The sequence below is a fragment of the Wujia chipingensis genome (assembly GCF_014337155.1).
GTDB lineage: Bacteria > Bacillota > Clostridia > Lachnospirales > Lachnospiraceae > Coprococcus_C > Coprococcus_C hominis.
In genome coordinates this window covers 2,897,502-2,910,118 of record NZ_CP060632.1, presented here as the reverse complement: position 1 = coordinate 2,910,118, position 12,617 = coordinate 2,897,502, and the positions used below count along the sequence as shown (strand labels likewise).

Here is a 12,617-nt window from a genome sequence, read left to right as displayed (position 1 = left end):
ATCGGAAAAATGGTACAACGGCATTAATATTAAATGAAATGTATGACTAACTAAAAAAACATGGCAATGTGGAGGTTCAGATGGTTCATGTGTCAGACCTATCGCTACAATACTGTGTTGGATGTGGCTCTTGTTATAAAACCGGAGCCTGTATTTATAAGGATGATATAGAGAATCTATCACTTAGTGTAGCAGATGCGGATGGTATTATTATAGGCTCTCCTACATATGCAAGTAACGTGTCCGGTCAGATGAAGGTTATTATAGATAGAGGTCATTTTGTTATGGAGCAACTGTTACATGGAAAATATGCCATTTGTGTGACTACTTATGAAAATTATGGTGGACGAGATTCAACGAAAATCTTAAATAAGTTGCTATTATACTCTGGAGCAAAAATTAGTGCTTCAATAGCATTGCGGAATAGATTTAATAAAAATCCAATGGAAGATATTCGGCTAAAGCAAAGAATAGAAAAAATAGTAAATTCTTTTTTAGAAGATATTGTTAAAAGACGTAGATACAGGATTCAAGGTTTGATACATTCGATTATTTTCAGGATGGGAATTCAACCATTTGTTAAAAGAAAGGGGCTGGAATATGAAGGTGTAATTAAGCATTGGAAGGATAATAACATTGTCTGTTAGGAACATTGCAGAACAGGTTACAGGAGTATGTAAAGAAATCGTGAATGAACAGAGCTTCCAAGTTTAATAAGATTAGCAGGTTTTGTCATGTCTATGTTAGTGAAAATTAATTTCGTAACAGGTTGGTATATGGTATAATATTTTTGTTGGGTTATATGAAAAAGTGTATCTATATAAGTGGTGCATTGTTGGGAGGAAGTAACTATGATTGATAAAGTGCAAGAAACACATTTATATAAATGGCTATGTGAAAAGAATAGTGAATTTTTAGGACAAGTCAATGAAGCAATTCGGTATGCAGAAATCATGCTGCCTTTAGTTAGTAAGGTTTTTGCGGATTATACGGTACATGGAATAAGGCATTCTATCAATGTAATGGAGTATATGTTTTCACTTATTACAGATATAGACTTATTGAGTGACTTAGAAGTTGTATTGCTGATATATAGTGCATTATTTCATGATATAGGAATGGTGACAAATGAGAATGAAATAAATGATATAAAGTCCGATAACTCTGTTTTGGGAGAACGAAAATATAGTAAAGTATTTGAAAAGTATGGAGAAGAGAATATCTCTTTACAGGAATGCATTAGACCTGTCCATGGAAAACGCTCAAGGGAACATATTGAAAATCAAATGGATGAAAAGTTGTTTCTCATACCTGACTCAAGTGTAGTGTCCTTTCGTGATGAACTTGGATTAATTTGTATGTCGCATAATGAAGATTTTGAATGGATAGAGAAAGAACTTGTTAATCAAAGTAAAAAAGGACATTTTGAAATTAATTCACAATATATTGCAGTATTGTTAAGGATTGCAGATTATTTGGATATTGATGAACAAAGGGCTCCATTGTATTTATATAAGTATTTACAGCCAAAAGAGTTTGGCGACTTAGAATGGAAACAACATTTTGTAATAGAAAATTTTGATAAAGTTGTAATGAATGAAAAGACTGGATTAAAAGAGATAATTTTTCAAGGAACCAGTCAAGAACCGTCTGTCCATAGAAAATTATTAAAATATTTTGATTCTATAAATGGTGAGTTAAGAAATGCAGTGAGTCTTTGTGAGCGTTTCGTAGACGCAAAATATCTATTGCCTTTAAAAACAAGCGTGATAAATAAAATCCAAACAAAAGATTTTAGTTTTTCGGACTTGAGATTGTCCCTGGATTATAATGCTGTAACTAATTTATTAATGGGTGAGCATATTTATGGAGATAAAAAATATGGACTGAGAGAGCTGATTCAAAATTCAATAGATGCCTGTAAAACAATGGAGGAGTCATCGCTACAAATGGAGGAGTTCAGATACCAAAAATATCAGCCATTTATATCGATTGTTTTAGATAAAGATAGAAGACAAGTAGTGATTATGGATAATGGAAGTGGTATGTCCATAGAGATTTTAAAAAAATATTTTTTGAATGTCGGAGTTTCATATTATGCATCCGATGATTATTTATTACAGGGAAGAAATTATTCTCCAATAGGGCATTATGGTATAGGCTTTTTGGCTTGTTTTATGTTATCAAATAGAGTAGAGGTAAAGACTGTTTACTATAAAGATCATAAAATGAACAGAATTTCATTTGAAAAAAATAGCGAATATATTTGCCTTACTTATGAAAATGATAGTAGACAACAGGGAACAGAAATTATTTTAGATTATGACCAATGTATGGGGGTATTTGAGAATAAAGTAGAGAGCTTAGTTTCTTTTGTAGAGCGAAATTTTCTTGACTCAGGTATTCCAATTAAAATATCTACTATGGAAAATGGGAAACCTAATACTATCGAATGTGTAGTCAAAGAAATCGAACAGATAATTCCTGATAATATATGCTTGAACGATTATTTAGATGGAGTAGAAGCATATATTGATTGTACATATAAGCAAATTAATTTTGCTACGCATTTGAGAGATTTGAATGGATGTGACAGTTATTATTATGATGACGAGAATTATTCGTTGGATAGAGAAGAGGGGCTATTAATAAGAGATTGTGTGAATAATGGAAAAATTCAATTGATGAATATTCCTATTATTTCGGAAAGTGACGAGAATGATTTCTTAAAGGCGTATGAAGTATTGGAGGATTATGAGGAAGCTCTTGGTAAAATAGGATGTTTCGAGTCAATTAATGTATGGGCAAGAGAAGAAGAGATTACCGGTTATGCACTTTATGTAGAAGAATCAAGTGCTTCAATAATTGGTGGATATACATTGGGCGCATTCAGAGATCAATTTAGTCATGCGAGTTATACACCAGTACAAACAACATATGTTGAAAAAGCAGTTATTGCAAATGAGTCAAATATGGTTTTACCATACAATGAATCCTGTGTTGTTTCGGGAAATTATCGTTGGGAACGTACAGATTTGTGCTATGTAAAAAATGTGTTGCTTTCAGGATTAAAAATTAGTGTTCCCTATTTGGTAGATGGAGTTGTGCTGAAGGGAGCTGTAATAAATATAAAGAATCCGGAGTTTGTACCTAATGTATCACGAAATAACATTAGTACATTACAACAAACAAAATTGTCATATGCAATAGGAAAAGCAATTCATATGTGGATACGAGATAATGTTTCCTTAACATCAGAGCAAAAAGGATTATTGGATTTGTTTATAGAATCAAAATACAGTATGGCGAATTACTGTTTAAAATGAGCCATAAAAATTTAATAGTAAAAATATAATGAGCAATTATGCAGAATGGATGATAACATGTTTATTCCAGTAATAGATACAGTATTAGAAATGAATCCTACTGAATTTGAAAAGTATGCTTTGCAGATTTTACAAAATCATATCAAAGGATTAAATAATGTGAAGTTTATACATAATAAGGTAGTCGAAGCCTATGATGGGAATTATCAATTAGACGGATATATTGAATTTGAAGTAATGGGGGTGCTCTATAAAACAATAGTGGAGTGCAAACATTATAAATATCCTATAAGCAGGGAAATTGTGCAAAAAGTTTATGACAACCTTAGGGCTATCGGTGCTCAAAAAGGAATTGTAGTATCAACATCTAATTTTCAATCAGGTGCAATTGATTATGCCAAAGCGCATGGAATTGCGTTAATTCAAATGACAGAAACAGAGGAAATATTTTATACCAGATGTCACTATAGCGTAGTTGTCAATCACCCGTATGTACCGAGAAATGGAGGAGAACCATATATTGGTGTTATGATAGGGCGAGGTAAAGATGGCGTTGGTGTGACTTGTTCATATTTATCAACGTTGTCAGATGCACTGGAGAAATTTTTATTACCGTCAGAATGAGAATAGAAACAGGAGGTTTACTATGGCATCAGTAGATTATGCATGGAGTATAGAACTAGGACAAGAATTAACTGCATCAGAAGCCCATGAAAAATGGTTTATGGGAATACTCTCTGACAAAACGATGTTTGAATGCAGAGATGAAAATTGTCATGCGCAAATTACTTGCGTTAATATGGATAAGCAGCAGTATCAAATGAAAATGCGAGAACATTTCAAAGTTTATGGACAACATTCAGAAAAATGTGAAGAGGTGAAGAGAAATAAAGATGTTAATAGAAAATATAAGACAGGAGCGGGAACGGAATCACCAGAACTCGAAGAAGAAATAACATTCAGCATGGAAAGGTTGCTGAGCCATAAAGAAACACAGATAGATAAACATAATGATGATTTTTCAGAGGGACAATCTGTTGAGAACAAAATAGTAAAAAAAGAAGCGGAAGGTGTGAAAAGGAGCGGTTCAAGAAAATCACATTTATATCTAGTACATACGCTGGTAACTAAGTATTTATATGGATTGAAAAATGGAACTTTAGCCAAAATAATAGTATATGTTAGTTATCCTGGAAGTAAGAAAATATATCCAACGCCATTAAATAAATTGTTTATAAATGTCAAAAACATTTCTTTGATGTCAAGAGAGGCATCGAAAACAAGAATATTTTTTGGCAAAGCCAAAATTTGCAAAAATAAAAAAGGTGAGTATTGGGTTAATTTTGAAGAAACATTGTCTAATGACGAGCGGAAAGTGTGCTGTGTTATTAGCCAGCAGATAATAGATAATACGCTAAGTAAAAATGCATCCAAGAAATTATTAGATTGTTTTTTATATAAGGACAATACATATTGTTTTGCTTTCGGAAAGCTTAAGGAAACGAAAGACAGAATTTATATAAATATATTAACATTAGATCATTTGGCATGTACAACAGAAGATATTGAAAGATTGGATGATTTGTGCTAGGTGAAGAATAGTTAAAATAAAATGGTTGGAATCAATCATCTAAGTCCAATAAAGATTTGGAGGTTTTCTTTTGCCCATTTTTAGAGGAAAGTAATTTCTGAAATAAATAGAGAAAGAGCAGAACACAAATCACACGCAAGTCAGTCAGACCTGTATCTCAAAACGGATAATAACGGAAGAACCATCAAGACCGGAATATTCACTTTTTTACGGCAGGTGCAAAGTCATGTATGATACTTACTTTTTGGCGGTCTGATAGAGGATTGGTGCATCATTTTTGAATCCAAGGCTTAACGGAAAGCCAAGGGTTATGCATCTAAATTGCACACTCATAGCATATTGAAACGGGAGTTCTTTTGTCCCAACGGAAAGCGGATGATTATGTTGAGGGGGAGTTGGAACTGGATGAGTTGGATGTTACTTCGGCTGAGAGTAAGGCAACTTATGCGGAGATTAAGGATTATGTGCTGAAGGAGCATGGATTGAAGGTATCTAATCTCTATATTTCACAGGTAAAAAGAAAGTGTGGAATAGAGGTTGGGGAGAATTATAATATTCGTAAGGCGACGAGGAGAATGGACTGCTTGCAGGACAATTCGACGACTGCCGCGAACCTTGAGAATGTTAATTCTCAAGGTATGCCGAAGTCTGAAGATAGCAGACAGCCTCAATGTCCGGTGGAGAAGGGCGCAAGAGGTCCGGTGGACCTCTGTTTTGCGCGGACCGAAGCGGAGCGAAGAAAGGCGATAAGGGATGCTTTGGAGCATTTTGTGATGGTGTAGAGAGGTAAGCATATGGCATTAAACTATACGGTGTATAAGTATGATGGCAGTAGGAATGCAGTTGTTATGACAGATATGGACGGCAAGCAACTTGTAATTGACTGTGACAAGGCAGAGGCGCAGGTTACGTTTGACGAGCCGGAGGATGTAGGAATCCTTGCCAGACTTGCTAGGGAAGAGCCTGCGAGTTATGTAAGTGTTGCAATGCGTCCAGGCGGATTGCAGGATTATGTGGATGTGTGGAATGAGTTGAATTAAAGGAAGGTACACATATGTGTGGAATGACATCTGATCAGTAATGCAAATTGATTGGAGGAAGAATATGAATATAAATATTAGAAAAATAAATGGCAATGAATATAAGTTGCTGAACGACTTTTTGTATGAGGCAATTTTTATTCCTGAGGGAGTGGAAGCACCACCGAGAGAGATTATTAATGCATCAGAATTACAGGTTTATGTGCAGGATTTTGGAACACAGAAAGATGATATTTGTTTTGTCGCAGAAGTAGAAGGGAAAATAGTTGGAGCAGTTTGGGTTCGCATCATGGATGACTATGGACATGTGGAAGATGGTGTTCCGTCCTTTGCCATATCTCTATATAAAGAATATCGCAGACATGGTATCGGAACAGCAATGATGAAACAAATGATTACAGAGTTGAAAAGCAGGGGATATAAGAAAACTTCTTTAGCAGTACAGAAGGAAAACTATGCTGTGAAGATGTATAAAAACGTTGGATTTGAGATTGTTGATGAAAACGATGAAGAATATATCATGGTGTGTGTATTATAATTTTGCAACAGATTGTTGAAAAACAGGAGCTATTGGATATGAATAATAGAATAATTTACCATCCATTAACGGCAACTCCTCTTAAAAGAAATATTGCTTACACAGAGTTGACCCCTTGTAAAGAGTTGCATTCTTATATCAGATGTTATTGGGGAACAGAAAATCCACTTATACAAATCGAAAACAATGACTCACCGAAATTGGTAATCCCGGATACTTGCGTGGATATTATTTACCATATAGATTATACCGATAATGTGGTGACTGGTGGATTCTGCGGAATAAATGATTGCAGTTTCCAAGCAAATAGCAGCGGAACTATCGGGCACATGGTATCGACATTTGCTATTCGTTTTTATGCGTGGAGTGCATATGCATTTGCCGATGATTCTTTACAATCAACCATGAACGGATACTTTGATGTGGGGTCAAGGTTTGAATGGCTGGACAGGACCATCCGACCTCAACTGTTGGAACGAAAAACCTTACAGGAAAAAGCTTATTATACAGAACAAGTATTGCTGAAAAGATTATCCGATGTGAAAGAAAATACAGTTGTTAACGGGACGATACATAACATTTTGACAAATAAAGGTTCTATGGATGTATCAAAATTAGCAAAGGAGGCTTTTGTAAGTACAAGACAGTTGGAACGATTATTTCATGAATATGTTGGTATTACGCCTAAGAAGCTAAGCAATTTGATACGGTATCAGTTTTTGTGGAGAGATATTTTGTGGGAGCCGGATTTTGATGTATTCAATGCGGTTCATAAATATGGATATACAGACCAATCTCATTTATTGCGGGAATTTAAAAGATATCATTCTATGGATATACATGAGGCGAGAACCATTGCGTTAAAAGATGTCGAAAATATACAAGCTGTTTATTATTAATTTATAGTAAAATAGTTTCAAATTCTGATAAGAAGGAAAGGATAAGAAACAATGAGAGAAAATATAAGTGTCTGTGGTACGGATTGTAGCGTGTGCTATTGTTTTGGTAAAATGTGTAATGGCTGCAATTCGTGTGAGGGAAAAGTGTTTCATGCACCGGAAGGAAAAGTTTGTCCGATTTATGACTGTGTTAGAAACAGTAAATGTATGCAAAACTGTGGAGAATGTGGTGATGTGCCTTGTAAGATATGGTTTGATACCAGAGACCCGAAGTTTTCAGATGAAGAATTTAGTGAAAATGTAATAATGAGAGTACAGACATTGAAAAAGGAATAGGTATTTATGACAAAGAATAAAGAACTTGCAGATTATATAATGGACCAACTATCTGATTTGGGAGATATACGAAATATTCCTATGATGGGTGGATATATTTTTTACTATAAAGAACTGATATTTGGCGGGATTTATGAAAATGGTTTTTTCGTAAAGATTACAGAGGCAAGTAAGAAGTATATGCCGGACAGTCTACCGGAACCACCGTATGAAGGTGCAAAACTTATGTTGCCGGTAACAATTTTGGATGATAAAGATGCGTTGCAGATAATGGTAGAAGAGATGTATCCAGAGTTGCCGGAAAGGAAAACAAAAAAGAAAAAGAAGTAACGATACAGGGAAATAGGTGAGTCAAAAAATGGAGCACCTTTTCAAAAAGTGAGTCAAAAAGTGGAGTACTTTTCCGAAAAGTGAGTCAAAAAGTGGAGTACTTTTCCGAAAAGTGAGTCAAAAAGTGACGCACCTATATAAATATCGGGGGTTTTAGGGGGATTTTGCCCCTAACTAGATGCATTTTGTGATGGATATACAAAATGCGTATCTGGCATAAGAAATCTATAAAAGAAATTTTCCGGGTATAAAAAGCCTGGAAATATGTAAGCGGAATTTTTTTGAATCGAAAACATTGCCTTTTCCAAGGTGAGGCTGTATCATCAAGAAAAGAATCATCGGTATTATTTTGAAAAGATGCAGAGGCGACTAAGGAAGGAGGGAAGCTTTGAATAAGGAATTTGAACGCTGCTGCACATTTCTTGCTGAGATGATGGAGAAGTACGGCCTTGAGGTTTTGCGAGATATAGCTGTAGAACTTCAGTTTGATCCGGAAACTTGGCGTGATGATGCAGAAGGAAAAAGACTTCGGTATGAGACTTATGCGAAGAGATTTCTGGAGTGGTTTAAGGAAGCGGCATAAGGATTACCGGCATCCTACGAGAGTGGGATGTGATACATACGAAAGAGCGTTCAAAATAATGTGTATTAAAAATAATAAGATTTATAGTAAGCCTCGGTAAAGTCTTTTACCGAGGTTCATTGTTTTTATGAAAAATAGGAAAATAGGTTATTGGCCGTAGGTAATAAAAATTATATAATTTGTTTATGCAATGCATAAAGAGGTGGACTATGGAAGCAAGAGAAGAATTGAAAAAATTAAGAGAAAGTACTGGCATGAATAGAAAAGAATTTTGTGAGTACTTTGAGATTCCTTATATGACGGAAACAGATTGGGAATTAGGAAATAGAAGAGTTCCGCAGTATCTTTTGCGATTGATGGCATATAAGGTTGAAATGGAGAGGTTGTGTGATAAAAGAAATAAGGATGACAAGGGCGATGAACCAACAAATAGATAATGTATTGGTAATTCTGCAACAGCCTGTTGCACAATTTGTAGGAGGATGAGTGTACAGATGACAGAAAGTACAGAATTGATGACAGTAGATAATATATGTAATCGAGTATATATTATAAGAGGACAACAGGTTATGCTTGATTATGATTTGGCTGAGATTTATGGGTATGAAGTGAAGCGTTTGAATGAGCAGGTAAAGCGTAATATCGCAAGGTTTCCGGAAGATTTTATGTTTCAATTAACAACAGAAGAAGATGGGTTCTTGAAGTCGCAATTTGCGACTTCAAGTTGGGGTGGAAAAAGAAAACTTCCGTATGCGTTTACGGAACAAGGCATTTATATGCTTGCTACAGTTCTCAGAGGTGAGCTTGCAGAACAGCAAAGTATTTTTATTATGCGTGCATTTCGTGAAATGCGTCATTATATAAAACAAAACCAGCAGTTTGTCACACAGTCAGAGATGCATCTTGTAAGTGCGAGAGTATCAGAAATTTCTGTACAAATGTCAAATATGGCTGATAGACAGAAGAAAACAGAACAAGATATTCAAGTTATTCAAAAGAGCATAGACACACTTAATGAAAATTTTGTTTCGGATAAGGATTTCAAAAATTTTGTTATTTATAAAGGACAGAAGTTTGAGGCTGATGCAACATACATAGATATATATCAGCAGGCAAAAAAGAGTATTTATGTAGTGGATGATTATGTGAATATAAAGACCTTACAGCTATTATCGCAGAAGCAAGCTGGTGTGGAAGTGGTTTTATTTACAGAAAATGGTCATGGAAAAAGAGGTTTTTTGACAACGGCGGTAGTAAATGATTTTATACAAGAATATCCACCACTCAGAATTAAACCTAATGCAGACTGCCATGACAGATTGATAGTTCTGGATTATGGTTTGGCTACAGAACAGGCATATCATTGTGGTGCATCCAGTAAGGATGCAGGAAAGAAGTTATGTGCCATAAATGTTATAATAGAAACAAGTATGATTCATCCGGTAATAGATAAGTTGCTATTAGCTCCGGATAAACAGATATAGTCATTTTTGTGTCGGGTGTCCGTAGAGAGGCGAGGGTAATGCCCGAATTTAAATATCTCATTAGCGGGTAGGCAGTCAGAGCAATGGCTGTCTATTTTTATGTTGAATTATGGTTGGAACAGAATCTATTGTATTATTTTCCGTTTTGAAAAAGGAAGGAGATTCCGGTGATGACATATTATTCTATAAAAATAGTTTGATTTCAATGGCTGAAGATTGGGAAGAGATGGGTGATATTAAGAAATTCATTCCTATAGGATGGCTTGGCTATTCTGGTGGATACGTTCTCTATGAAGTGAGTAGTCATAACATTTTTTTGGAAAATCTGGATATAGATGGAGAAGTGGAAGATAAGCCAATTGCCAATTCTCTAAAAGAACTTATTAACAATATGAATGTTATAATGTAATTGTTTTATTTGGGGCGGAACTTTAGTAATAAATCCCCTGCAAAAGAATCCCTCTGGATCACAGAAAAAACTGTGATTCAGAGGGATTTTTCTGTTCTCGTGTCAAAAAAGAACATCAAAATAGCGCAAAAATCCTTTGTTTATGCGCTGATAACGTTTTCACAATATTGCAGGAAATGATGCTTTGATATGCGATAAATGGCGTGCAAAACACCTGAAATATTCTGCATAAAGCCAAATATGAGGATCTGGGGCAACTGCGAGAAAACGTTTTCACGCATAGGTTTTGAATTTGTCAGGTTATGCGTTTATATTGCATACATACCCGATAGCAAAAGCGGGAAAACAAAAAGACAAATCAAAGGAGGAAGAAGACATGAGAAAGAAATTTATTACTTTACTGACAGTGACAGCGCTTGGATTAGGGGTTCTTACAGGATGCGGATCTGGCAGGGGTACAGACAATACATCAGCATCGCAGACAGACACGGCAAAGAGTGTGGAGATCACGAATGTGTCCTATGATCCTACTAGAGAATTGTATGCGGTGTACAAAGAATTGTTTGCAACACACTGGAAAGAGGAGAAGGAACAGGACGTATCGGTCGTGCAGTCCCACGGCGGTTCCGGCAAGCAGGCACTCGAGGTTGCAAATGGACTTCAGGCAGACGTTGTCACACTGGCACTCGAGGGTGATGTGGATGAGCTTATAGAGCTTGTGGGGCTGAAAGGTCTGGAGAAGAGATACCCGAGACAACTTTCGGGCGGTCAGAGACAGAGAGTTGCATTTGCCAGAGCGCTTGCGACCAGTCCGCAGCTTCTGCTGCTGGATGAGCCATTTGCGGCGATCGATGCGAAGGTCAGAAAGGAGCTTCGGGCATGGCTGCGGGAACTGATCAATCAGGTCGGTATCACGAGCATATTTGTCACACATGACCAGGATGAGGCCGTGGAGGTTGCGGATGAGATCATCATAACGAATCACGGAAGAGTTGAGCAGATCGGAATACCCGTGGATATATACAACGACCCACAGACGGAGTTCGTGGCGCAGTTCCTTGGGGAGCCGACTACACTGGATGCGTACACCGGCTTCAAGGGCTTTCACGATGTGAACGCGGGGGCAAGAGCTATATTAAGACCGGAGTTTGTAAATGTATATAAGACCGGGGAAGTCGTGCCATATCCGGTGTCGACCGAGACCGGAGTGGTAAAGCGTGTGGCGTTCAGGGGTAATATGACAGAACTTGTGATAAGGGTAAATGGTGCCGACATAGTGGCACACAGGCAGCTTGGACAGCCGCTTATCACAGAGGGCGAAGAAGTCGCGGTGTTTGTGAGAAAGATGTTCCTCGCAGGTGGAAGCTGGGACGGAGTCAGAACAGAGGTCAATGAAGCAGTGAGAAATGAAGAGAGCGTTATAATATAAATGGAAACCTGTCGCGTAAAGTGGCAGGTTTTGCTTTACTATGCAGGATAAAACATATAAAATGGATAGTAACATGGGTGACCATTTACATGTTTATCGTGAGTATAAACTTGCTATTTCATCTGTTAGATGATAAACTCAAAACAGAATATGTTTCAACTATCCGATATAAGGAGCGAAGATATATTGAAAGAACATGAGAAAAAACTGGGGAAGACACAGTCACAGATTAATATTACAAGAAGCGAGTTTCAACGTAGTTTTAAAAATCATTATGGCATGTATAAAAAGACGGGAACGGATATGCCATATCGTTCCCGCCTCTTAATGTTATTTTATTCGGTGGAATGTGGATTAAAAAGTTTGATTCTAAAAAATATTGGGAAAAATACATATGAAGAATTGAAATCCTATTATACAATAAATGGAAAAAAAGCACCTGGACATGACTTAAAAGCAATGACAAAGGAAGTTGGGATAGAAACCAAATTCCCGCTAAAAAGGATTCAGCTTAAGGGCGGTGGCTTTGTGTTACCAGGGAAATATAATGAATTGTGGAGATATGGTGCCTGCATTAAGAACGCAGAGGAGGAACAGAGTGAAGAAAAGACTTTGGTTCGGATTGCAGAATGGTTATCTCAGAGGATATAGA

Annotated in this window: 15 protein-coding genes and 1 pseudogene; all 16 read left to right on the top strand. The window is 36.4% G+C overall.

All coding sequences use genetic code 11. From position 1 onward, the window contains the following. Positions 1-80: 80 nt before the first annotated feature. The 16 genes and pseudogenes from H9Q76_RS13570 (at position 81) to H9Q76_RS13495 (ending at position 12,616) form a co-directional block, all read left to right on the top strand. Positions 81-647: a flavodoxin family protein gene (locus H9Q76_RS13570; RefSeq protein ID WP_195541107.1), complete on the top strand. Its 567-nt coding sequence runs from the start codon at positions 81-83 to the stop codon at positions 645-647. A 204-nt stretch (positions 648-851) separates the two neighbouring features. After that, complete coding sequence (locus H9Q76_RS13565; RefSeq protein WP_249321317.1) at positions 852-3,326, top strand: HD domain-containing protein; 2,475 nt, start codon at positions 852-854, stop codon at positions 3,324-3,326. 57 nt (positions 3,327-3,383) lie between these two features. After that, a complete protein-coding gene (locus tag H9Q76_RS13560; RefSeq protein WP_249321316.1) occupies positions 3,384-3,950 on the top strand; it encodes a restriction endonuclease in 567 nt (188 codons plus the stop codon). Positions 3,951-3,972: 22 nt separating this feature from the next. Beyond that, complete coding sequence (locus tag H9Q76_RS13555) at positions 3,973-4,917, top strand: hypothetical protein (protein ID WP_249321315.1); 945 nt, start codon at positions 3,973-3,975, stop codon at positions 4,915-4,917. 335 nt (positions 4,918-5,252) lie between these two features. Then, positions 5,253-5,699, top strand: a pseudogene (locus tag H9Q76_RS14025) (hypothetical protein); the annotation flags it as partial. A 12-nt stretch (positions 5,700-5,711) separates the two neighbouring features. After that, a complete protein-coding gene (locus tag H9Q76_RS13545; protein WP_249321314.1) occupies positions 5,712-5,957 on the top strand; it encodes a hypothetical protein in 246 nt (81 codons plus the stop codon). A gap of 64 nt (positions 5,958-6,021) precedes the next feature. Beyond that, entirely contained in the window at positions 6,022-6,495 is a 474-nt protein-coding gene (locus tag H9Q76_RS13540) for a GNAT family N-acetyltransferase (RefSeq protein WP_249321313.1), read from the top strand. A 38-nt stretch (positions 6,496-6,533) separates the two neighbouring features. Then, positions 6,534-7,394: a helix-turn-helix domain-containing protein gene (locus H9Q76_RS13535; protein ID WP_249321312.1), complete on the top strand. Its 861-nt coding sequence runs from the start codon at positions 6,534-6,536 to the stop codon at positions 7,392-7,394. A 51-nt stretch (positions 7,395-7,445) separates the two neighbouring features. After that, on the top strand, positions 7,446-7,730 hold the full coding sequence (locus H9Q76_RS13530; protein WP_249321311.1) for a DUF3795 domain-containing protein: 285 nt from the start codon (positions 7,446-7,448) through the stop codon (positions 7,728-7,730). Positions 7,731-7,736: 6 nt separating this feature from the next. After that, positions 7,737-8,060, top strand: a complete 324-nt coding sequence (locus H9Q76_RS13525; RefSeq protein ID WP_249321310.1) for a TfoX/Sxy family protein — start codon at positions 7,737-7,739, stop codon at positions 8,058-8,060. A 388-nt stretch (positions 8,061-8,448) separates the two neighbouring features. Beyond that, positions 8,449-8,643, top strand: a complete 195-nt coding sequence (locus tag H9Q76_RS13520) for a hypothetical protein (protein WP_249321309.1) — start codon at positions 8,449-8,451, stop codon at positions 8,641-8,643. 209 nt (positions 8,644-8,852) lie between these two features. Further along, a complete protein-coding gene (locus H9Q76_RS13515; RefSeq protein ID WP_178071419.1) occupies positions 8,853-9,080 on the top strand; it encodes a helix-turn-helix domain-containing protein in 228 nt (75 codons plus the stop codon). A 57-nt stretch (positions 9,081-9,137) separates the two neighbouring features. After that, entirely contained in the window at positions 9,138-10,127 is a 990-nt protein-coding gene (locus H9Q76_RS13510) for an ORF6N domain-containing protein (RefSeq protein ID WP_249321308.1), read from the top strand. Positions 10,128-10,236: 109 nt separating this feature from the next. Continuing rightward, positions 10,237-10,536, top strand: a complete 300-nt coding sequence (locus H9Q76_RS13505) for a hypothetical protein (protein WP_249321307.1) — start codon at positions 10,237-10,239, stop codon at positions 10,534-10,536. Between the two features lie 376 nt (positions 10,537-10,912). Beyond that, positions 10,913-11,965: an ATP-binding cassette domain-containing protein gene (locus H9Q76_RS13500; RefSeq protein WP_249321306.1), complete on the top strand. Its 1,053-nt coding sequence runs from the start codon at positions 10,913-10,915 to the stop codon at positions 11,963-11,965. 186 nt (positions 11,966-12,151) lie between these two features. Further along, entirely contained in the window at positions 12,152-12,616 is a 465-nt protein-coding gene (locus tag H9Q76_RS13495; RefSeq protein ID WP_249321305.1) for a hypothetical protein, read from the top strand. Position 12,617: the final 1 nt, after the last annotated feature.

What these genes read in the sequence shown, in the direction of transcription:
- H9Q76_RS13565 (WP_249321317.1), top strand. Translation starts at nt 852, where the DNA reads ATGATTGATAAAGTGCAAGAAACACATTTATATAAATGGCTATGTGAA.
- H9Q76_RS13535 (WP_249321312.1), top strand. Translation starts at nt 6,534, where the DNA reads ATGAATAATAGAATAATTTACCATCCATTAACGGCAACTCCTCTTAAA.
- H9Q76_RS13530 (WP_249321311.1), top strand. Translation starts at nt 7,446, where the DNA reads ATGAGAGAAAATATAAGTGTCTGTGGTACGGATTGTAGCGTGTGCTAT.
- H9Q76_RS13540 (WP_249321313.1), top strand. Translation starts at nt 6,022, where the DNA reads ATGAATATAAATATTAGAAAAATAAATGGCAATGAATATAAGTTGCTG.
- H9Q76_RS13570 (WP_195541107.1), top strand. Translation starts at nt 81, where the DNA reads ATGGTTCATGTGTCAGACCTATCGCTACAATACTGTGTTGGATGTGGC.
- H9Q76_RS13515 (WP_178071419.1), top strand. Translation starts at nt 8,853, where the DNA reads ATGGAAGCAAGAGAAGAATTGAAAAAATTAAGAGAAAGTACTGGCATG.
- H9Q76_RS13555 (WP_249321315.1), top strand. Translation starts at nt 3,973, where the DNA reads ATGGCATCAGTAGATTATGCATGGAGTATAGAACTAGGACAAGAATTA.
- H9Q76_RS13560 (WP_249321316.1), top strand. Translation starts at nt 3,384, where the DNA reads ATGTTTATTCCAGTAATAGATACAGTATTAGAAATGAATCCTACTGAA.
- H9Q76_RS13500 (WP_249321306.1), top strand. Translation starts at nt 10,913, where the DNA reads ATGAGAAAGAAATTTATTACTTTACTGACAGTGACAGCGCTTGGATTA.
- H9Q76_RS13545 (WP_249321314.1), top strand. Translation starts at nt 5,712, where the DNA reads ATGGCATTAAACTATACGGTGTATAAGTATGATGGCAGTAGGAATGCA.
- H9Q76_RS13525 (WP_249321310.1), top strand. Translation starts at nt 7,737, where the DNA reads ATGACAAAGAATAAAGAACTTGCAGATTATATAATGGACCAACTATCT.
- H9Q76_RS13505 (WP_249321307.1), top strand. Translation starts at nt 10,237, where the DNA reads ATGGTTGGAACAGAATCTATTGTATTATTTTCCGTTTTGAAAAAGGAA.
- H9Q76_RS13510 (WP_249321308.1), top strand. Translation starts at nt 9,138, where the DNA reads ATGACAGAAAGTACAGAATTGATGACAGTAGATAATATATGTAATCGA.